18 protein-coding genes, 1 pseudogene and 1 riboswitch are annotated in these 19788 nt (G+C 59.8%); of the genes and pseudogenes, 9 read left to right on the forward strand and 10 right to left on the reverse strand.

Annotation, left to right across the window (positions count from 1 at the left end; all coding sequences use genetic code 11):
* Nucleotides 1-241: 241 nt before the first annotated feature.
* The 4 genes from ACA049_RS25525 to ACA049_RS25540 all read right to left on the reverse strand — a co-directional run bounded on the left by ACA049_RS25525 (nt 242) and on the right by ACA049_RS25540 (nt 6473).
* A complete protein-coding gene (locus tag ACA049_RS25525; protein ID WP_497330785.1) occupies nt 242-1606 on the reverse strand; it encodes a DUF1329 domain-containing protein in 1365 nt (454 codons plus the stop codon).
* 28 nt (nt 1607-1634) lie between these two features.
* Entirely contained in the window at nt 1635-3521 is a 1887-nt protein-coding gene (locus ACA049_RS25530; RefSeq protein ID WP_497330787.1) for a DUF1302 domain-containing protein, read from the reverse strand.
* A gap of 337 nt (nt 3522-3858) precedes the next feature.
* Complete coding sequence (locus tag ACA049_RS25535) at nt 3859-5541, reverse strand: fatty acid--CoA ligase (RefSeq protein WP_497330789.1); 1683 nt, start codon at nt 5539-5541, stop codon at nt 3859-3861.
* A gap of 302 nt (nt 5542-5843) precedes the next feature.
* Entirely contained in the window at nt 5844-6473 is a 630-nt protein-coding gene (locus ACA049_RS25540; RefSeq protein WP_497330791.1) for a LysE family translocator, read from the reverse strand.
* A gap of 243 nt (nt 6474-6716) precedes the next feature.
* On the opposite strand from ACA049_RS25540, the gene ACA049_RS25545 reads away from it, so the two are divergent.
* From ACA049_RS25545 to ACA049_RS25555, 3 genes are all read left to right on the forward strand, one after another.
* Nucleotides 6717-7682, forward strand: a complete 966-nt coding sequence (locus ACA049_RS25545; protein ID WP_497330793.1) for a 2-hydroxyacid dehydrogenase — start codon at nt 6717-6719, stop codon at nt 7680-7682.
* A gap of 33 nt (nt 7683-7715) precedes the next feature.
* Nucleotides 7716-8714: a methyltransferase gene (locus tag ACA049_RS25550; protein WP_497330795.1), complete on the forward strand. Its 999-nt coding sequence runs from the start codon at nt 7716-7718 to the stop codon at nt 8712-8714.
* Between the two features lie 39 nt (nt 8715-8753).
* Nucleotides 8754-8878, forward strand: a riboswitch (yybP-ykoY riboswitch).
* A gap of 89 nt (nt 8879-8967) precedes the next feature.
* Entirely contained in the window at nt 8968-9552 is a 585-nt protein-coding gene (locus ACA049_RS25555) for a TMEM165/GDT1 family protein (RefSeq protein ID WP_497313641.1), read from the forward strand.
* Between the two features lie 148 nt (nt 9553-9700).
* Here the strand turns inward: ACA049_RS25555 and ACA049_RS25560 are convergent, their stop codons facing one another.
* Nucleotides 9701-10519, reverse strand: coding sequence for a M48 family metallopeptidase (locus ACA049_RS25560; protein ID WP_497330797.1), 819 nt, complete (start codon nt 10517-10519; stop codon nt 9701-9703).
* A gap of 1358 nt (nt 10520-11877) precedes the next feature.
* Here ACA049_RS25560 and ACA049_RS25565 point away from each other — a divergent pair.
* Nucleotides 11878-12075: pseudogene (locus ACA049_RS25565) on the forward strand (HAMP domain-containing protein); the annotation flags it as partial.
* Nucleotides 12076-12186: 111 nt separating this feature from the next.
* Nucleotides 12187-12930: a methyl-accepting chemotaxis protein gene (locus ACA049_RS25570; RefSeq protein ID WP_371916308.1), complete on the forward strand. Its 744-nt coding sequence runs from the start codon at nt 12187-12189 to the stop codon at nt 12928-12930.
* 96 nt (nt 12931-13026) lie between these two features.
* Here the strand turns inward: ACA049_RS25570 and ACA049_RS25575 are convergent, their stop codons facing one another.
* From ACA049_RS25575 to ACA049_RS25585, 3 genes are read right to left on the reverse strand one after another with little or no spacing between them, the layout of a single operon-like run.
* Nucleotides 13027-13650: an SOS response-associated peptidase gene (locus ACA049_RS25575; protein ID WP_497330799.1), complete on the reverse strand. Its 624-nt coding sequence runs from the start codon at nt 13648-13650 to the stop codon at nt 13027-13029.
* Between the two features lie 35 nt (nt 13651-13685).
* A complete protein-coding gene (locus tag ACA049_RS25580) occupies nt 13686-13946 on the reverse strand; it encodes a putative signal transducing protein (RefSeq protein WP_497330801.1) in 261 nt (86 codons plus the stop codon).
* 9 nt (nt 13947-13955) lie between these two features.
* On the reverse strand, nt 13956-14138 hold the full coding sequence (locus ACA049_RS25585) for a CPXCG motif-containing cysteine-rich protein (protein ID WP_497330803.1): 183 nt from the start codon (nt 14136-14138) through the stop codon (nt 13956-13958).
* Nucleotides 14139-14277: 139 nt separating this feature from the next.
* Here ACA049_RS25585 and ACA049_RS25590 point away from each other — a divergent pair, with 139 nt between their 5' ends.
* On the forward strand, nt 14278-15444 hold the full coding sequence (locus ACA049_RS25590) for a 1-acyl-sn-glycerol-3-phosphate acyltransferase (protein WP_109634759.1): 1167 nt from the start codon (nt 14278-14280) through the stop codon (nt 15442-15444).
* Nucleotides 15445-15557: 113 nt separating this feature from the next.
* On the opposite strand, the gene ACA049_RS25595 is transcribed toward ACA049_RS25590, so the two are convergent.
* Nucleotides 15558-15836: a hypothetical protein gene (locus ACA049_RS25595; protein ID WP_497330805.1), complete on the reverse strand. Its 279-nt coding sequence runs from the start codon at nt 15834-15836 to the stop codon at nt 15558-15560.
* Between the two features lie 192 nt (nt 15837-16028).
* Here ACA049_RS25595 and ACA049_RS25600 point away from each other — a divergent pair, with 192 nt between their 5' ends.
* Nucleotides 16029-16235, forward strand: coding sequence for a hypothetical protein (locus ACA049_RS25600; protein WP_084320502.1), 207 nt, complete (start codon nt 16029-16031; stop codon nt 16233-16235).
* Between the two features lie 176 nt (nt 16236-16411).
* Here ACA049_RS25600 and ACA049_RS25605 read toward each other — a convergent pair whose 3' ends face one another.
* Nucleotides 16412-16996: a YajG family lipoprotein gene (locus ACA049_RS25605; RefSeq protein ID WP_219094382.1), complete on the reverse strand. Its 585-nt coding sequence runs from the start codon at nt 16994-16996 to the stop codon at nt 16412-16414.
* A gap of 205 nt (nt 16997-17201) precedes the next feature.
* Between ACA049_RS25605 and ACA049_RS25610 the strand changes: the two genes are divergently transcribed.
* Both ACA049_RS25610 and mqo read left to right on the forward strand, forming a co-directional pair.
* On the forward strand, nt 17202-17435 hold the full coding sequence (locus ACA049_RS25610; protein ID WP_010458219.1) for a hypothetical protein: 234 nt from the start codon (nt 17202-17204) through the stop codon (nt 17433-17435).
* A 739-nt stretch (nt 17436-18174) separates the two neighbouring features.
* Nucleotides 18175-19683, forward strand: coding sequence for a malate dehydrogenase (quinone) (gene mqo, locus ACA049_RS25615; RefSeq protein WP_497330807.1), 1509 nt, complete (start codon nt 18175-18177; stop codon nt 19681-19683).
* Nucleotides 19684-19788: the final 105 nt, after the last annotated feature.

Here is a 19788-nt window from a genome sequence, read left to right on the forward strand (position 1 = left end):
AGACTATCGGTAAACGAAGAGGGAATGAAGGTTATTGCTACAAATGGCTACAAAAAGAATGTAGGAGCGAGGCTTGCCCGCGATCGGGGATGACGCGGTGTATCTGAAAACATGCGATGTAGATACGGCCGCCTTCGCGAGCAAGCTTCGCTCCTACGGATGCATGGATGGCCAGGCAAAAAAAAACGCCCCGAACCAGTCGGGGCGTTTTTTCGAGGATGCGGCCTCTGTTCAGTGCAGGTTAACGAACCCCGTCCTGACGCAATGCAGCGGGTGTGAAATCGCTGGTGGTCGCGGTGAAGCCGAAGTCATACGCCGACTTCTCTTCGTTCTTCATGCCCAGTGCCAGGTAGCGGCCCGATTGCAGGTCGTACAAGGTTTCCAGGGTGTACCAAGGCACTTGAACGTTGTAGTAGTTCTGGGAGTGAGCTTCCGCCACACGCCACAGTTGATTGCGACCGTCGTAGTGGTCGATCACTGCGGCTTGCCAGGTGTCTTCGTCGATGTAGAAGTCACGTTTGGCGTAGATGTGACGCTGACCTTCCTTCAGGGTGGCGACCACATGCCAGACGCGACGCAGCTCGTAGCGAGCCAGGTCCTGGTTGATGTGACCGGCCTTGATGATGTCGTCGTACTTGAGTTGTGGCGAGTCGAGCTTGTAGCTGTCGGAGGCGATGTACATCTCTTTCTTGCCTTCGAGTTTCCAGTCGTAGCGATCCGGCGCACCGTTGTACATGTCCAGGTTGTCGGAAGTACGCAGGCCGTCAGCCGCAGTACCCGGCCCGTCATAAGACACTTGTGGCGCACGACGCACACGACGTTGACCGGCGTTGTAGACCCACGCCGAACGCGGCTCTTTAACCTGGTCGAGGGTTTCGTGCACCAGCAGCACACCACCGGCCAGACGTGCCGGAGCGGTCACTTTCTGCTTGAAGTAGAACAGGATGTTGCCCGGGTTCGCCGGATCGTAGTCCTTCATCTTGTCGCGGAACACGAACTGGTCCTGGAAGTACACCAGGCTGTACGAGCCGTTCGGCTGCGGCGTGGCCTGGGTTACCAGACGGGTCACGCTGCCACCGCGATAGCGGGTGATGTGGTTCCAGATGACTTCAACGCCGGTCTTCGGAATCGGGAACGGCACGGCGGTTTCGAAGTTCTCCAGACCGTTGCCGCCAGACACCAGGTTGGTGTTGGTGGCGTTTTTCTTGATCGAGGCAAACACGTCATCCGGCACGGTCGCGCCGCGATGGGACGGGTAAACCGGCATCTTGAAGGTTTCCGGGTAGCGCTTGAACATCGCGACCTGGCCCGGAGCGAGTTTGTCTTTGTACTGGTCGACGTTTTGCGCGGTGATGGTGAACAGCGGTTTTTCACTGGCGAACGGGTCAGACAGGAAGCCTTTGCCGTCGACGGTGCCGGCGTTTTTCGCCATCGGTTTCCAGGCCGGGATCGAACCGTCGGCGTTACCCGCCATCTCGGCGCCCATCGGCGTCAGGCTCTTGCCCAGTTTGTCCGCTTCGGCGGCAGGCACGGCTGCCATGACGCTGGTCGCCAGCAGCGAAAGCCCCAGAACTCCAGCGTGGAACAGACTCTTTGTTATTTTCATATGTGTGTTCGTCCTGAAAAAACAGTGCTTAGAAGTTCACGCCGAAGCTGAGCGCAACGAAGTCGCGGTCATCGACGGTGGTGTACTTGCCATCAAAGAAGTTGGTGTAGGCCAGGCTCGCGGTGTAGGTGTTCTGGTACTCGGCATCGACGCCCAGGCTCACTGCTTTGCGACCTTCCTCGAAGTTGCCGCCAGGGCCAGGCGAGTAACCGCTGACGTCGTGGGACCAGGCCACGTTCGGCTTGAGGTTCACACCGGCGAACACGTCGTTGTATTCCCAGATGGCGCGACCACGGTAGCCCCACGAAGTGGACGTGGTGAAACCTTCGTCGTTGCAGTTGCGGCTGCGGTTGTTGGTCGGCGTACCAGGGCCGGCACCGTTGATGGTGCTGGTGTTGAGTGCCACGCAGGTATTCACCGTGCCAGTGGCTGGCAATTCACCTGGGCCGTAGACCGGATCGCGGCCGTAACGGACGTCGGAGGTGCTTTCCAGGCCGCCAACGTGAGTCACGCCCACTTCGCCCACAAGGGTCAGACGGCTTGCGCCCATGACCTGGTCAAAGAAGTGCGTCAGGGTGGTCTGGAACTGGGTGATTTCCTTGCGACGATAGCCGTGCAGGTCTTGACCCGGCGGGGCAGAGAGCAACGAAGCGTTACCCAATGCGCCGCCCAGAGGACGTACACCGGCGAACAGAATGTCGGTGGAGTTGAGCTGCACCGGTGCGTTCGGACGGTAGCTCAGTTCACCGCTCCACGCCGTACCGGTAGGCAGGGTGGTGGAGAAGCTCAGGCCGTAGAGGCGAATGTCTTCCGGGTATTCGATGAAGTATTTCGAGTTACCCGCCACCAGCAACGGCGCGAGTGCGGCGAACGGACCTGGCAGTGCAGCAGCGGTGTTATAGACCGACTGCGGCGCACCCGTGGCGCTGAAGATCGGCGCACGGCTGTGGTAGTTCATGAAGTAGGCACCGAACTCGGTGTCCAGAGGCTCGAACATGTACTTGAGGGACGCGCCCCACTGGCCGCTGTCTCGTGCATCGCGGTCCGGTCCGCGACGGACCAGTACGCCTTCCTCGTTGACGTCCACGCCGGCGCCGGCCAATGGCCCCAACGCGACGGCTGGAATCTGCGAGCGCTTGTTCAGCACGCGCAGGTTGGTGTCGCAACCATCGGCAACGATATCCGGCTGCGAGAAGAACGTGCCGCAGTTATCGACAACGGTCTGGTCCCATTCCAGCTGATAGAACGCTTCGGCCGACAGGTTTTCGGTCAGGCTCTGGGACACATAGAACATGTTGACCGGGATCAGGCCTTCCTTGATCTCGGCACCCGGACGACGGAACGCGGACACGTCGATCGGGTTGATCGAGTTGATGCCGCCGCCGATGAAGGTACTTTCACCCCAGCTCACGACCTGCTTGCCCAGACGCACGGAGCCCGGCTGATCGGCAACGGAGTAGTTGTGGTAGACGAAGGCGTCGAGGATCTGGCCGCCGGCGGACTTGGCGCCTTCCTTGCGGTTGCTGTCGCTGATGTCCTTGAACGGACGGCTTTCGTCTTTCAGTTCAAAGTCGTACCAGTATTTGCCACGGACAAAAACGCCGGTGTCGCCATATTTCAATTCAAGGTCATGGATGCCCTTGAAGATCTTCGAGAAGGTTTTGCCGCTCTCGAAGTTCAAGTGACCGTCATCGGAGGTCTGGGACAGGCCACGACCACCGTTGTTCACGCCGATGAGGTTCTTGTTGGCGCTCTCGGTAGACCAGCTGGAGCCGATCGAGAGGGACGAATCGAACTGACCTTCGATTTCACCAACGTTGAAACTGACGCCGAATGCAGGCCCGGCGAGCGAAGAGGCGAGACTGACCGCCAGGGGCAATTTCGCCCGGCGCCAGAACTTGTTTACTGATGTCATCGACGCTACTCCATGTGCATTATTGTTATGGCAGTTAGCACTTCTAAAAACGTTGTGGGTGACGGGGAGCCAAGGCGTCCCGAAGTCACTCCAAAATTGCATCGCCCCGTTTTGTGCGTTTGCTCCGTTCTTAAAAATCCTTGAGCGGACTATAGCCAGCAGGTAGTAGAGCTTGATCCCTCTAAAGTGTGATTTGCAGCTGCCAGCCACTCTGGAACAGTCCTTTCGCCAGTCCGACACCTGTCGGCACGGCAAGGATGGCTGAAAATTCGGATTTCACAAGCCAAGCGCTTGCTTGGTGGGGCTGGCGTGCCTTTTCGGGCACGCCAGAAGGCGCTTAAAGCGTCGAGAGGAAGGTGCTGTTGTTGGCCTGCCATTCAGTGATGTCGAGGCGGATACGCTTCTTGTCGAGCTTGCCGACACTGGTCTTGGGAATTTCAGTAACAAGGGCGATCTGGCTCGGGATCGCCCACTTGCTCAGGTGGCCCAATTCCACGAATGGCTTGAGGTGTTCCTTGAGCTCCTTAGCCCCGATCTCATGCCCTTCGCGGATCACCAGCAGTGCAAACGGGCGTTCGCCCCACTGTGGATCGGCGATGCCCACCACTGCTACTTCGCGTACCGCCACGTGGCGACTGATCAGGTCTTCGAGGTCCAGGGACGATATCCACTCGCCACCGGTCTTGATCACGTCTTTGATGCGATCACGGATGTCGATCACGCCCATGCTGTCCAGCGTCGCCACGTCGCCGGTGTGCAGCCAGCCCCCGGCCCAGAGCTCGGCGCCTTTCTGCGGCTCGTTGAAGTAACCCTCGGTGAGCCACGGCGCACGCAGCACCAGTTCGCCCTGAGTCTCGCCATCGGCGGGCAGGAAGTTGCCGTCGGTGTCGACGATCGCCGCCTCCACCAAAGGCCCGGGTACGCCGGCCTTGATGCGATAGGTGGTGCGTTCGTCTTCTGTGCCGGCCATCAGCTCATCGTTAAGGTGAGCACACGAGACCAATGGCCCGGTTTCCGACATGCCGTAAGCGGCGGTCAATTGAATGCCCTTGGCCTTGGCCGCTTCGTACAGCGCACGGTTCAGCGCACTGCCGCCAATGACGATTTTCCAGCCGCCGAAATCGGTGCCTTGCGCCGCCTTGGCGTTGAGGACCATTTGCAGGATGGTCGGCACGCAGTGGGAAAAGGTGACCTTCTCCTTACGCCACAGCTCCACCAGGTATTCCGGGTCGTAACGCCCGGGATAAACCTGCTTGAGCCCGAGCATGGTCGCCACATACGGCAAGCCCCAGGCATGCACGTGGAACATCGGGGTGATCGGCATGTACACGTCGTTGGTGCCCAGCAGGCGCACGCTGTCGATGGCGCCCATGATGGTCGACACGCCCATGGTGTGCAGCACCAGTTGCCGATGGGTGAAATACACGCCTTTAGGGTTGCCGGTGGTGCCCGTGGTGTAGAACGTGGTCGCGACGGAGTTCTCGTCGAAATCCTGGAAGTCGTAGTGCGTACTCGCAGCCGCCAGCAACTGCTCGTACTCGCCGACCAGGTTCGGCAAGTCGGCAGTTTTTTCCGGCAGATCAGTCAGAAGAAGGGTTTTCTCGACCGTGGTCAGGTGCCCGGCAATCGCCTGGTACAGCCCGACGAACTCGCTGTTGACCAGCACAAAGCGGTCCTCGGCGTGGTTCATGGTGTAGAGGATCTGTTCCGGTGACAGGCGCACGTTGATGGTATGAATCACCGCCCCGATCATCGGGATGGCAAACATGCATTCCAGATACCGATGGCTATCCCAGTCCATCACCGCCACGGTATCGCCGGCCTTGACCCCGGCTTCCGTGAGCACGTTGGCCAGCCGCGCGACCCGCTCGATCAGGGTCGGATAGCTGTAGCGCAACTGGTCGCGGTAAATGATCTCGCGGGTTTTCTCGTAACGAGCGCCAGACATCAGCAGCCGTTTGATCAGCAGCGGATACTGGTAAGCGCCTTCGGCTGGGGGGATAACGCGAGTCTGCAACATAAGAATCCCTTTTCTGACTGCACGGTGTTGGCTTTTAGAGGTAACCACTCTAGAACCCTTATACGCCGGCCAAATCAGCCAAAGGAATGATTTGCAGAGCCGTACAAATGCTAGCTTTGCGCCAGTATTCACCCCGGAACTGCAGGGTCTGTGTAGGAGCCATGTAGGAGCTGTCGAGTGAAACGAGGCTGCGATCTTTTGACTTTGATCTTTTTAAAAACAAGATCAAAAGATCGCAGCCTCGTTTCACTCGACAGCTCCTACACAGCTCCTACACAGTTCCTACACGGCTCAGCGGGAGGTCAGTGCATCTCGGTGAAGGCGAGTTTGACGCCGATGGCGATCAGCACCACGCCCATGGTCCGGTCGAACCAATGGCCCATGCGGGCAAAACCGGCGCGCACGCGCTGCTGGCTGAACAGCCGCGCCACCAGGCAGAACCACACGGCGGTCGCTGCGGCGAGATAGAGCCCGTAGCCGGCCTGTACCGCCAGCGGCGTATGCGGGTTGATTACCACGGTGAACAACGACAGGAAGAACAGCGTGGCTTTCGGGTTCAGGCCATTGGTCACGAAACCTGAGGTAAACGCACCACGAGGCGTGCGCTCGCCGGCTTCTTTGTGCAGATCGTCAGCCACCGCTTTGGCCGGTTGCGCGCGCAGGGCCTTGTAGCCGATGTACAGCAAATAGGCAGCCGCCGCCCATTTCAAGGCGTTGAACAGCACGATTGACTGCGACACGATCAGGCCGATGCCGAGTAGCGAATAACCGACGTGCAGGAAAATCGCCGTACCGACGCCCAGCGCTGTCCAGGTCCCGGCGCGGCGCCCGTGGGTCACGCTCTCACGCACCACCACGGCGAAATCCGGGCCGGGGCTGGCAACGGCGAGCAAGTGAATCAGGGCAACGGTCAAGAACTCTGTCCAGTACATGGGGGCTCCTTTTGGGGTAGATCGGTCAAAGTGAAATTCACAGGTAAACACCACCTCCTGTGGGAGCGGGCTTGCTCGCGAAGAGGGAGTGTCAGTCGACATCTTTGTTATCTGACACGCCGCCTTCGCGAGCAAGCCCGCTCCCACAGGTTCGGCGTCCTGCCTGGCAATGGGTAACCATTTGTTTCATCTGGTAGGCTCGGCAGATTACGCCTTCAGTTCACCGCACAAAAGGTACAGTTGATGACGAACTCTCGCCGCGCCGTTTTCCTCGACCACCCTTCCCTGGACCTGGGTGATCTCGACCTCAGCCCGTTGCGCGCCTGCTTTGACGATTTGCAGCTGTTCGCACAGACCACGCCGGACCAGGTGATCGAACGCCTCAAGGGCGCCACCGTGGCCATCAGCAACAAAATCCTGATCGACGCCGCCGCCATTGCCGCCAGCCCCGAACTGAAGCTGATCCTGATCACCGCCACCGGCACCAACAACGTCGACCTCGCGGCCGCTCGTGCCCACGGCATCACAGTCTGCAACTGCCAGGGTTACGGCACGCCGTCGGTGGCGCAGCATACGATCATGTTGTTGCTCAACCTGGCCACGCGCCTGGCCGATTATCAGAAAGCCGTCGGCGAAGGTCGCTGGCAGCAAGCAAAACAGTTCTGCCTGCTGGATTACCCGATCGTCGAACTGGAAGGCAAAACCCTCGGCCTGCTCGGCCATGGCGAACTGGGTGGCGCAGTCGCACGGCTGGCCGAAGCCTTCGGTATGCGCGTGTTGCTGGGGCAGATTCCGGGGCGCCCTGCTCGGCCGGATCGCTTGCCGCTGGATGAACTGCTGCCGCAAATCGACGCCCTCACCCTGCATTGCCCGCTCAACGAACACACCCGCCATTTCATCGGCGCCCGCGAACTGGCCTCGATGAAGTCCGGCGCCTTCGTGGTCAACACCGCGCGCGGTGGCTTGATCGATGAGCAGGCGCTGGCCGATGCCCTGAGCAACGGTCATCTGGGTGGTGCGGCCACCGACGTGTTGAGCGTTGAGCCGCCGACTGCCGGCAATCCTTTGCTGGCCCACGATATTCCACGGTTGATCGTTACGCCGCACAACGCCTGGGGCAGTCGCGAGGCGCGCCAGCGGATCGTCGGTCAGTTGACCGAAAACGCGCAGGGATTTTTCAGCGGTAAAGCGCTGCGGGTCGTCAGTTGATAGACTGCGGCACTTTTTTTCACAGGAGCAGTTATGGATCCGCGCAGTGAAGTACTGCTTCGTCAGGCCGAGTTATTCCAGGGTTCGGTGCTGCTGGCCGGTTTGCCCGCCGACGACTTGCTGGGCCGTCTGCCCGATGCCCACGGCTGGTGCTGGCACGCCGGCGATCAAGCGGCGCTCGACGCACGTTTTGCCGAGCGTAGCCATTTTGGCGTGAACGCACCCGAGCGCGAGTTCGAAACGGCGGTGGTGTTTTTGCCCAAGTCCAAGGACCTGACCGACTACATCCTCAACGCCCTCGCCTCGCGCCTGGCCGGTCGCGAGTTGTACCTGGTGGGCGAAAAACGCAGCGGCATCGAAGGCGCGGCCAAGCAACTGAACCCGTTCGGCAAGCCACGCAAGCTCGACAGCGCGCGGCATTGCCAGCTCTGGCTGGTCACCGTGGCCAACGCGCCAGAAGCCAAATCACTGGAAAGCCTGGCCCAGACCTATGAGCTGCCGCTGGCCGAAGGTCCGCTGAAAGTCATCAGCCTGCCGGGCGTGTTCAGTCACGGTCGGCTGGATCGGGGCAGCGCGTTGCTGCTGGAGCATCTGGACAAGTTGCCGAGCGGCCACTTACTGGACTTCGGTTGCGGCGCGGGTGTGTTGGGTGCTGCTGTGAAACGCCGTTATCCGCACAATCAGGTCACTTTGCTCGACGTCGACGCCTTCGCTGCCGCCAGCAGTCGCCTGACGCTGGCCGCCAACGGTCTGGAAGCCGACGTGATTACCGGTGACGGCATCGACGCGGCACCGATGGGTTTGAGCGCGATTCTGAGCAACCCGCCGTTCCACGTCGGCGTCCACACCGACTACTTCGCCACCGAGAACTTGCTGCGAAAAGCAGCGAAACATCTGAAAAACGGCGGCGAACTGCGCTTGGTCGCCAACAGCTTCCTGAAGTATCAACCGCTGATCGAAGAGCACTTGGGCATCTGTGCGATCAAGGCTGAAGGACAGGGTTTCAGGATTTACCGGGCCAAGCGCGGATAAAACTTTCTGCTTGCCCAATCGGATTTGCCTAGGCAGAATCCGCTCCGTCCTAGGGGAGTAGTCTCCCACGAGCGCCATGCTCGTCCGGCATACGTCAACATACTTGGTCAACAGACCATGGCGTATGCGACCCAAGCGTCCGCATCAGACGGATCGCAGGGTTTGACAAGACCTATGACACGAACACCTTACCCGGGGCGGGAAGGCTGTACGTGTCATAGCCGTGTCGACCCGCCCCTTAGGAAAAACCCTGATGCTGGACTCTCTGCTCGTTCCCACCGCAATCGTTGCCTTGGCCGAAATCGGCGACAAGACGCAACTGCTCGCGCTCATTCTCGCTGCCCGCTTTCGCAAACCCTGGCCCATCATCGCCGGCATCGTCGCCGCGACCCTGGCCAACCATGCAGCAGCCGGTGCAGTGGGTGCCTGGTTCGGGAGTTTCTTCTCGGATGCCGTGTTGCACTGGATCCTCGCCGCAAGCTTCGCCGCGACCGCGCTGTGGACTTTGGTGCCCGACAAGATGGACGACGATGAAGCCAGCACCGCCCGCAAGTTCGGGCCGTTCCTGACCACGCTGATTGCGTTCTTTCTGGCCGAAATGGGCGACAAGACTCAGGTCGCTACCGTGATGCTCGCCGCGCAATACCCGGAACTGTGGCTGGTCATCATCGGCACCACTGCAGGGATGTTGATTGCCAACGTGCCGGTGGTGTTGGCGGGCAACTTTGCGGCGGACAAATTGCCGCTCACCCTGATCCGCCGCCTGGCGGCAGCGGCGTTCCTGATCCTGGCGATTGTGGCGGTGTACAAGGCGATGCAAAGCAGCGGCTGGGTTTGACGTGGTAGGGCGTTAGACCGCGTTATCGTTCTTCGCGGGCAAGCCTCGCTCCTACAGGTTTTGTGTCTTATACAAATTATGTAATCGACCAAAACCTGTAGGAGCGAGGCTTGCCCGCGAAGGCGTCAGCGGCATCAACGCCTGACTATCAGGATTTAGGCGCTTTCTCGTACAACGGCATCACCTTCGGAATCGCTGCCTGCAACGAAGCAATCCGGCTGGACGAAGCCGGGTGAGTACTCAAGAACTCCGGTGGCGCGCCTTCCGAGGCTTTGCTCATCTTGTTCCACAACGTGATCGCCGCATTCGGGTTGTAACCGGCGCGGGCCGCCAACTCCAGGCCAATCAAGTCCGCCTCGTTTTCATTGCCACGACTGTTGGGCAAGGTCATGCCGTATTTCGCCACCGTGTCCGCCAGGGCCAGACTGTCCTGCCCCAGACCGAGCAACGCGCCAGCGCCCTGCTTGGCCATCTCGACGCCGTACGCCTTGGACATTGCTTCACGACCATGCTCGCGCAAGGCGTGGGCGATTTCATGGCCCATGATCGCGGCGATTTCATCGTCGGTGAGTTGCAGTTTGTCGATCAGCCCCGTGTAGAAAATGATCTTGCCGCCAGGCCCGCAGTTGGCATTGAGCTCGTCGCTCTTGATCAGGTTGACTTCCCATTTCCACTGGGCCGAGTCCGGACGGAAAACCGGCGCCTGGGCAATCAGCCGGTCAGCGATCGCCTGCACGCGTTTGGCGTCGTTACTGGTCTTGTCCAACACGCCTTTGGTGTTCGCCTCTCCGACCGTCTTTTGATATGACTGGGCGTACATCTGGTTGACTTCGTCGGTGGACAACATGCTGAACATGTACTGCTTGCGCTCGACGCCCACGGCGCCACCGCTGGTGGTATTGACCGACTGACAACCGGCAAGCAGCAAACCTGCGCTCAGCGCACACACAACCAATGTCTTGTTCATCAAAAACTCCCTGGAAACATGGCGCGTATCCTGGGCGGAAATGTATCGACGCCAGTTACGCAGATGAGTAGACGCCTATTTCAGCCAAAACTCTCATGGCCGTAGGAAAAAATTCACATACCGACGCCCGCCACGGCCGACACCGGCCCGCAATGATTCATTTGCGACATCCAACACTCCAAAACAGCCATTTCGCCCAACCCCGCTCATGGCCCTCCGGGCGCCTGCCGATACACCACCGCAGACGTCCTCTTGCGTGCGGAGCACCCATGAAATTCAAGTCGATCCAGTTTTCCGTGGCGGCCCTCGCTGGCGCCATCGTTCTTAGCGTAGTCGCCGCGCTGGTGCTGTACGCACTGTTTTCCGGCGCCCGGACGCAAGACATGGTCCAGGAGCGGACCCAAGCACAATTCGAGCAAGTCATCGAGCAGCGCCTGACCTCCCTGGCGCAGACCCAGGTCAGCCAGATCCAACGCGAACTCGAAGCGCCGCTGCTGATCGCCGGCGGCCTGGTGCGGGTCAACGCACTGATCGGCACACCGGGCGCCGACGGCAAGCCGCAACTGAGTCTGAGCCGCGAACAGCTGATCAGCCTGATCAAGGAAAACGTGGCCAAGAACCCGAAAATTCTCGGCACCTATATAGGCTGGGAAAAAGACGCGCTCGACCACAACGACGCCGCTTACGTCGACACCAAGGTAGTCGGCATCGACGCCAGCAACGGACGTTTCCTGCCGTGGTGGTTCCGCAACGAGGACGGCACCCTGGGCCTGGACAAACTGGTGGACGTTGATGACCAGAAAACCCTGTCCACCGGGGTCCGCGCCAGCGAGTACTACCTGTGTTCGAAAGAAACCAAAAAGTCCTGCGTGATCGATCCGGCGCCCTACAAAGTCGGCGACAAAATCGTCATGCTCGCCTCCTTTATCGAACCGATCATGCTCAACGGCGCCTTCCAGGGCATCGTCGGTGCCGACCTGTCGGTGAACTTCATCCAGGAAATGTTGCTGGGCGCGAATCAGAAACTGTACAGCGGCGCAGGGGAAATGGCGCTGATCGGCGGTAACGGCCGAATCGTGGCCTACACCAAGGATCCGAGCAAATTCGGCGAGAAGGTCAGCGACATTCTCGACGGCAAGCAGATTGCCAACATGGCCAATCTCAAGCGCGGCGAAGTGACTTACACCGTCGACAAGGCTCAGGGCCGGATCGAGTTGTACCTGCCGTTCGGCATCGGCCAGACCGATGCGCGCTGGACCTTGATGCTGCAACTGCCGTTGAACGCAGTGATGGCCGACCTGCAAAAACTGCAGGGTGACCTGAACGCTCAGCGCAAGTCCGACACCTTCGGCATGGCCATGGTCGGTTTGTTGATCGCTGGTATCGGTCTGCTGGTGATCTGGCTGGTGGGCCACGGCATCGCCCGCCCGCTCAAGCAAATGGTCGCGATGCTCGACGACATCGCCAAAGGCGAAGGCGACCTGACGCGTCGCCTGACCAGCGACCGCGCCGACGAACTGGGCTCGATCGCCAAAGGCTTCAACACGTTCCTGGCCAAATTGCAGGCGATGATCACCCAGGTGGTGACCTCGGTGCAGAGCGTCAGCGATTCGTCGGAACACACCGCCGACATCGCCATCCGCACCAACATCGGCGTGCAGAAACAAATGGCCGAGATCGATCAAGTGGCGACGGCGGTGCATGAAATGACCGCGACCGCCCAGGACGTGGCACGCAACGCGACCCAGGCTGCGCAAGCCGCCAGCCATGCCGATCAGGCAGCGGCCCAGGGCATGCAGATCGTGCGCGACACGTCGAACTCGATTGGCGTGCTGGCCGTGGAAATCGGCAAGGCTGTCGGCGTAGTGCAGACCTTGGCCAAGGACAGCGAGAACATCAACGCGATCCTGACCGCCATTCGCGGGATCGCCGAGCAAACCAATCTGCTGGCCCTGAACGCGGCCATTGAAGCGGCCCGCGCGGGCGAACAGGGCCGTGGTTTTGCGGTGGTGGCCGATGAAGTGCGCAACCTGGCGCAGAAAACCCAGAAGGCCACGGAAGAAATCCAGACCATGATCCAGCAACTGCAACAAGGCACCCGCGACGTGGTGCGGGTCATGGAAGACAGCCAGAACCGCACTGATGAAAGCGTGCAGCACGCGGCGAAGGCAGCTGAAGCGCTGGAGACGATTACTCAGGCGGTATCGGTCATCAATGACATGAACACGCAGATTGCCAGTGCAGCCGAGGAGCAGAGCGCGGTCGCGGATGACATCAACCGTAACGTGATCAACATCGGGCAAGTGGCCAATGAAGTGGCAGGCGGCGCGGATGAGTCGAGTGCGGCGAGTGCGGATCTGACCAAGCTGGCCGAGCAGCAGCGGCGGTTGATCAATCAGTTCAAGGTCTGATCCAAAGGCCTCTTCGCGGGCAAGCCTCGCTCCTACAGGAAAGAGTGATCCGTAGGAGCGAGGCTTGCCCGCGAAGGCGTCGGTACAGATGCCGAATCAACCCGGGGTCAAACACTCCGGCCCATTGAGCTTCGGATCATTCACCAGATTCGCCAACACCCGCTCGCGCAACCCCGCGGGTTCACTGGCGAGCAACGCCTGCAAGGCATGCAATGGCGTTTCGGGATTGAGCCACGCCGCCTGCCCCGCCTCATCCAGAATCAATGGCCGACGCTGGCTCGCCGCCGGCTGGGTGATCACTGCGGTGCTCAGCCACACCTGCTCCTGCACCGGATACGCTTCCCAGATCGCCGCAAAAAACAAGGTCGAGCCCTCTCCCGGCGTCAGCCAATACGGCCGTTTGCGAGTGGTGCCGCGCCATTCGTAAAAACCGTTGGCCGGCAACAGGCATCGGCGCTCGCGCAAGGCCTGGCGAAACATCGGTTGTTCGGCAACGGTTTCGGCCCGGGCATGGGCCGGGGTGCGGGAAAGATCCGTCAGCCACGGTGGCGTCAAACCCCAGCGCGCCCGGGCCAACTCACGCTGGCCGTCGACGCCTGCACGCAGCATCAGCACCGAATCGTTGGGGGAAATATTCCACTGGGCCTGCTGATCGGCGGGGAAGCCAGGCAGGGCCGCGAAGGCGGGGTTCCAGCGAAACAGGGCATAACGTCCACACATGGGGCAACACGACTCTCAATAAAACGAACGCCAGCCTAACAGACCAGCGTGCCGGGAAAACTGTCCGGTTCATCACCGGGCAGTGGCAGCGCGGCATTGTACGCGGTGATCAGCTCCCGGGCGTATTCGGCCTGGTCGTTGTCCACCGACAAGCCCAGCAGGCCGAAGATGGGCAATTCGCCGGTGCCGCCGACTAAATCGCGGCCCTCCAGATGCGCCTCGATGCCCTCACTGGCCAGCATGCCTTGCAGCAACTCCCCTTCCATCAGGTTTTCCGGCTCGTAGATTCGCTGCATAGACGCCCCTCACTCATTTTCGCTGAAAACCTCGAGATGCCATTCCGTGCCGTCAACCTGCAACACAAACGTGATCGGCCGACAACATACTTGGCAGTCCTCGATATAGGTCTGATCGCCGCCGGACAGATCCACCGTCGTCTCAACCTCTTCACCACAATACGGACATTCATACAGCGCAGTTTCCAGCATCGCGGTCTCCCAGGTGACTTGTGCGTATAATCGCCGGTCTATTTGCAGGGCTATTTTTGTCTGGCTAACTTTTCAGACCGTGCCCCGTTGGTTTTCGATCAAAACCTTTACTTACCCTAGCCGTTTCTAACAAGAGAGCATGATGGGCGAATTCGATGCCATCCGACCTTACGACGACAGCGAAGTCCCAGCGGTGCTGGACCGACTGCTCGGCGACAAGGCGTTTCTAGATATCCTCATCCACTTCCGCTTCCCGCGCTTTGCCGGTGCTTTCGGCTGGGCGCTCAAACCTCTTATAGCTCATCGGCTGCGCCGTGAGTTCGCCGGCGTCACGTCGGTGGCCACGCTGCAGGACAAAGTCGAGATGTACGTCGACCACACCATCGAGCGAGCCACGGACGGGGTGACGTACACCGGCGTCGAGCAGTTCAAGTCCGGCAGCGCCTACTTGTTCATCGCCAACCACCGCGACATCGTGATGGACCCGGCCTTCGTCAACTACGCCGTATACCACGCCGGCCTGCCGACACCGCGTATCGCGATCGGCGACAACCTGCTGCAAAAGCCCTTCGTCAGTGACCTGATGCGCCTGAACAAGAGCTTTATCGTGCACCGTTCGATCACCGGGCGTCGCGAGAAGATGGCGGCGTATCAGCTGCTGTCGGCCTACATCAACCACTCGATCCGCAACGATTGCGCCTCCATCTGGATCGCCCAGGCCGAAGGCCGGGCCAAGGACGGCGACGACCGCACCGAGTCGGCGATCCTGAAGATGTTCCACATGAGCCGCAAGGACGAGCCGTTCGGTGAAGTCATCCGCTCGCTTAACGTCAGCCCGGTGTCGATCAGCTACGAATACGACCCGTGCGACCAGGCCAAGGCCCGCGAGCTGTTCATCCGCGCCACCACCGGCAGTTACACCAAAGTGCCGGGTGAGGACGACGTCAGCATCGCCAAGGGCATCACCGGCTACAAGGGCCGGGTGCACGTGAACTTCGCTGCGCCGATCACCGAGCTGTTCGACGACACCAAGCAGTTGGCGATCGAGATGGACCGGCAAATTCTCGGCGGCTACCGGTTGTTCCCGGTTCACTATCTGGCTTACGCGCAGTGGAAAGACGCCGACCCGCAACTGCAGGTGCCGAAGGCTGCCGAGGTGTTTGCGGCGGACGAACTGGCCAAGGCCCAGGAAGAATGGCAGCGTCGTCTGGAGGCTTGCCCCGAGGAACATCGTCCGTATCTGGTGCTGCAATATGCGACGCCGGTGCGCAATCAGTACCGGGTGAAAGCCGGGTTGCCGCTTTAAGGCAAGATCAAAAGATCGCAGCCTCGTTTCACTCGACAGCTCCTACAATGGATCGCATCCACCTGTAGGAGCTGTCGAGTGCAACGAGGCTGCGATCTTTTGCTTTCAGCGATTCAGAAGCGGGTGCTGATCCACGACACCAGCAACGCCAGCCCCAGGCAGGCGAAACCGAAGCGGTAGAAGAACCGGTTCATGCGCAAGGTGGCCCAATCCAGCGTGGGCTCTTCGCTCGGACGGCTTTGACGCTGGGCGACCAGGCTCGCCATGGCGCGTTGTTCACGGCGGCGAGTGGCATGCAGCAGCCAGCCACCCGGGAAAGCCAACAGCAAGGCCAGCAGGTTGATCAGCTTGGCAGGATGTTGGGTGAACAGCGAAATCAGATGCAACGACATCACGAACCTCGGCAAAACAGGTGTGGCAGACGCCGAACCGGCGACTGCGGCGCGGATTCTACCGAAAGCCTGTCCACCTGCCCTTCCTTTCCGACAAATAACGAACCATCTGACCAAATGCTGTCCTGTGTCACGGCTCCGTCATCTGAATACGCCAGTCTGGCGGCCCTCGAAACCGACATGGAAACCGTCATGCTGCACGCCGAAAACCAGGACCGCCTCTACCTCATCGCCCAGAGTGACGAACAACAAGCCCTCGTAGGAAGCCTCGCCTTTAACGTTCAGGACCGCCACTGGCTGGTGTATTGCGCGCTCGGCGGGCATCAACATGCGGATTTGCCGGAGACGGATTTGCTGACGGGCGTGAGCGTTCTGGATTTTTATTCGCAAGCGGCCTGACCACAGAACACCTGCAGGAGCGATGCTTGCCCGCGAAGGCGGTCTGACATTCAACATTTGAGTCGCCTGAAACACTGCTTTCGCGGGCAAGCCTCGCTCCTACAATGGGTGGTAGTCAGGCATGAAAAAGCCCGGGGCCATTGCTGGCACCGGGCTTTTTTTGATCCGGCGAAAAATTATTCGCTGAGAATCTGACCAATCGTCGGGTCCTTGAACAGACGCGTCAACGCATCGCTCAACACATCACTGACCAGCTTGGTGTTGGTTTCCTGGTTCGGCGCCATACCGAAGCGCTGATCCAGGGACGCACCGTAACGACCGCTGTAGCGACGGTTGGCGTTCTGCACATCGGAGCGGAAGGTCGCGCCAATGGTCGCCTCGGTCACATACATGCCTTCTTTGGGCGACTGATATTTCAGCTCGGCCAGGGTGACTGTCAACTGTGGAGCATTCAGCGCATTCGAGGTCGGGGTAAAGCCCAGCAACCGCACGGCCGCCTCGGCCTGAGCCTGCAACTTCGGCAGGATCTGCGCGCCCTGCACGGTGATCGCGCTGGTCTCAGGGTACAAGCCACCACGGGTGCCCAGGGTTGGCGACGGACGTCCGTCCACCACACGCACCACCACCGGCTGACCATGGCCGACCGGCGCCAGCTGAGTCGTCAGCTTGGGTTCAGGGTTCAGTTGTTGCGGGCTGTGGGCGCAGCCGACGAGGGTCAAACTGGTCACAGTGATCAAACCGAACAACAGGCGTTGCAACATGCTCTTCTCTCCAGAATCAGGCACAAACAGGCCCGCAGTATAGCGGTGGGCCACTGCGGGTAACTAGCACCTCACAGTGAATACTGAAATGTCTGACAAACCCTTGGGAAACCGGTTCCTGTCACACATCTGTCATCGCCCATACACTTTCACGTCACGGCTTGCTGGCAACCTTCTCGGCAGGTCACCCACAAGGTACTTTGCCATGCGTTATCTCATCTCGCTGTTCGCACCACGCCCGCTGCACCGCAGCTTCGCCCTGCTCGACCGCAATGGCCACTGCCAGGCGTTCAAGCAGTGCAGCCTCCAGCCGATGGGCGATGGCTGGGTCGAAATCGAAGAAATCCGCCTCAACTGGCTGCACCATCCGCTGCCGCCTAGCGCCCGTGTCAGCCAGCGTCGGCCACGTGCACGGGTGCAACATCTGTTGACCACCTGACCAGACGCCTAATAAAAGTCATTAAACACGTCCATTTCCCTGCGTTTCTTAGATACAATCTCCCCCCGATTATAAGGACGTCTCCTGATCGGGCCTCGCAGCACCGTCAATGCTTCGGTATTGGCACCCCGCACCGCCCACAGAGAGCCGCCCACACAGATCGAGTGAAGCTGGCGCGCTTGCTGTTCCTTGAGCAAAAACCCCACTTTTCGCGAATCTGCAGAGCTGTCATTACGCTCGGTTACTGAGCTGTTTGCCCGTTTTGCCTGTCATGTACCCCATGACGGCAATCCATCCGGGCACAGTGCCAGGCTGGGACAGCCCTTTTTTGAGGTTCACGTCTTCAAAAGAGCGTGAAAAAAACGGGTTTTCACAACTTCACAAGAGTGTGGCGAGCAAATGAATAGTTTTGCGTCTGAACATGCACCATTAGCGTCTGAAACAGCCCAACGACACAGGACCGAGTACTCCTCGAACACCGGAGCCTGAAGCCTGTCCGCTACGGATTTGGTTGCACAAACGGATGTCTCGACCATAAGTCGAATTGCCAGCCGCGCGCTGAGATGAGTTGATGTAACTCTTTAGGCCCGGCCGCATGCATCCGTCGAAGTTGCGAAAAATTGCGAAGATTCGGACATGGCGACACTGGCCATGGGTACCTGGGGCATCACTGACACGCCCCTGAACACCTGGCCGCCATGCCGACAATTTGGTGCTGCAGATTTTGGAGACGCGTTAAATGGCGCATAACGAAGCAGTCGACGTAGTACTGGTTGGGGCCGGCATCATGAGTGCCACCCTTGCCGTACTGCTCAAAGAACTCGACCCCGCGATCAAGCTGGAAGTCGTCGAGCTGATGGATTCCGGTGCTGCGGAGAGTTCGAACCCGTGGAACAACGCCGGTACCGGTCACGCCGGGCTGTGTGAGCTCAATTACACGCCTCAGGCCGCCGACGGTAGCGTCGACATCAAGAAAGCCGTGCACATCAACACTCAGTTTGAAGTGTCGAAGCAGTTCTGGTCCTACCTGACCAAAAAAGGCACGTTCGGCTCGTGCAAGACGTTCATCAGCCCGGTGCCGCACCTGAGCTTCGTGCAGGGCGACAATGGCGTTTCCTTCCTCAAGGAACGCTTCAAGACCCTGAGCAAGCACCACGCCTTCTCGGACATGGAATACACCGAAGACAAGGCCACCATGGCCGAGTGGATGCCATTGATGATGCCGGGCCGTCCGGCTGACGAAGTCGTTGCCGCCACCCGCGTGATGAATGGCACCGACGTCAACTTCGGCGCCCTGACCAATCAATTGCTCAAGCACCTGACCAGCGCACCCGATGCCCAGGTCAAGTATTGCAAGCGCGTGACCGGTCTCAAGCGCAACGGCAGCGGCTGGACCGTCAGCATCAAGGACGTCAACAGCGGCAACACCCGTGAAGTCGACGCCAAGTTCGTGTTCCTCGGCGCGGGCGGCGCGGCACTGCCGCTGTTGCAGGCGTCCGGCATCGAAGAAAGCAAAGGCTTCGGCGGCTTCCCGATCAGCGGTCAGTGGCTGCGTTGCGACAACCCGGAAGTGGTCAAACACCACCAGGCCAAGGTTTACAGCCAGGCTGCCGTGGGTTCGCCACCGATGTCGGTGCCGCACCTGGACACCCGAGTGGTCGATGGCAAGAAGTCCCTGCTGTTCGGACCTTACGCCGGTTTCACCACCAAGTTCCTCAAGCACGGCTCCTTCATGGACCTGCCGATGTCGGTTCGCGCCGGCAACATCGGCCCGATGCTGGCCGTGGCGAAAAACAACATGGACCTGACCAAGTACCTGGTCAGCGAAGTGATGCAGTCGATGGAGCAGCGCCTGGACTCCCTGCGCCGTTTCTACCCTGAAGCGAAAGCCGAAGACTGGCGCCTGGAAGTGGCCGGCCAACGGGTGCAGATCATCAAGAAAGACCCGAAAAAGGGTGGCGTTCTGCAGTTCGGTACCGAACTGGTCGCGGCGAAGGACGGTTCCCTTGCCGCCCTGCTCGGCGCGTCTCCAGGTGCTTCGGTGACTGTTTCGATCATGCTTGAGCTGATCGAAAAATGCTTCCCGAACAAGGCGTCCGGTGAATGGGCTGCCAAACTGGCGGAAATCTTCCCGGCCCGGGAAAAGGTTCTGGAAACCGACGCTGCGCTGTATCGCAAGATCAATGCGCACAACAACGTCGCGCTGGAACTGGTTGAAGCCAGTAACGAGACCGAAAGCTACGCTTGATTCGGTTGCATAAAAAACGCCCCGTTCTCAGTGAGAGCGGGGCGTTTTTTTTGTGCCTTTAAAAGATCGCAGCCTCGTTTCACTCGACAGCTCCTACAAGGGATT

The organism is Pseudomonas sp. LBUM1662 (assembly GCF_059695915.1).

Bases quoted from the DNA above. Each gene is read 5' to 3' on its own strand.
- mqo (WP_497330807.1), top strand. From the start codon at position 18,175: ATGGCGCATAACGAAGCAGTCGACGTAGTACTGGTTGGGGCCGGCATC.
- ACA049_RS25570 (WP_371916308.1), top strand. From the start codon at position 12,187: ATGGCCGAGATCGATCAAGTGGCGACGGCGGTGCATGAAATGACCGCG.
- ACA049_RS25555 (WP_497313641.1), top strand. From the start codon at position 8,968: ATGCTGGACTCTCTGCTCGTTCCCACCGCAATCGTTGCCTTGGCCGAA.
- ACA049_RS25605 (WP_219094382.1), bottom strand. From the start codon at position 16,996: ATGTTGCAACGCCTGTTGTTCGGTTTGATCACTGTGACCAGTTTGACC.
- ACA049_RS25595 (WP_497330805.1), bottom strand. From the start codon at position 15,836: ATGTCGTTGCATCTGATTTCGCTGTTCACCCAACATCCTGCCAAGCTG.
- ACA049_RS25560 (WP_497330797.1), bottom strand. From the start codon at position 10,519: ATGAACAAGACATTGGTTGTGTGTGCGCTGAGCGCAGGTTTGCTGCTT.
- ACA049_RS25585 (WP_497330803.1), bottom strand. From the start codon at position 14,138: ATGCTGGAAACTGCGCTGTATGAATGTCCGTATTGTGGTGAAGAGGTT.
- ACA049_RS25590 (WP_109634759.1), top strand. From the start codon at position 14,278: ATGATGGGCGAATTCGATGCCATCCGACCTTACGACGACAGCGAAGTC.
- ACA049_RS25610 (WP_010458219.1), top strand. From the start codon at position 17,202: ATGCGTTATCTCATCTCGCTGTTCGCACCACGCCCGCTGCACCGCAGC.
- ACA049_RS25535 (WP_497330789.1), bottom strand. From the start codon at position 5,541: ATGTTGCAGACTCGCGTTATCCCCCCAGCCGAAGGCGCTTACCAGTAT.
- ACA049_RS25545 (WP_497330793.1), top strand. From the start codon at position 6,717: ATGACGAACTCTCGCCGCGCCGTTTTCCTCGACCACCCTTCCCTGGAC.
- ACA049_RS25575 (WP_497330799.1), bottom strand. From the start codon at position 13,650: ATGTGTGGACGTTATGCCCTGTTTCGCTGGAACCCCGCCTTCGCGGCC.
- ACA049_RS25530 (WP_497330787.1), bottom strand. From the start codon at position 3,521: ATGACATCAGTAAACAAGTTCTGGCGCCGGGCGAAATTGCCCCTGGCG.
- ACA049_RS25525 (WP_497330785.1), bottom strand. From the start codon at position 1,606: ATGAAAATAACAAAGAGTCTGTTCCACGCTGGAGTTCTGGGGCTTTCG.
- ACA049_RS25600 (WP_084320502.1), top strand. From the start codon at position 16,029: ATGCTGCACGCCGAAAACCAGGACCGCCTCTACCTCATCGCCCAGAGT.
- ACA049_RS25540 (WP_497330791.1), bottom strand. From the start codon at position 6,473: ATGTACTGGACAGAGTTCTTGACCGTTGCCCTGATTCACTTGCTCGCC.
- ACA049_RS25550 (WP_497330795.1), top strand. From the start codon at position 7,716: ATGGATCCGCGCAGTGAAGTACTGCTTCGTCAGGCCGAGTTATTCCAG.
- ACA049_RS25580 (WP_497330801.1), bottom strand. From the start codon at position 13,946: ATGCAGCGAATCTACGAGCCGGAAAACCTGATGGAAGGGGAGTTGCTG.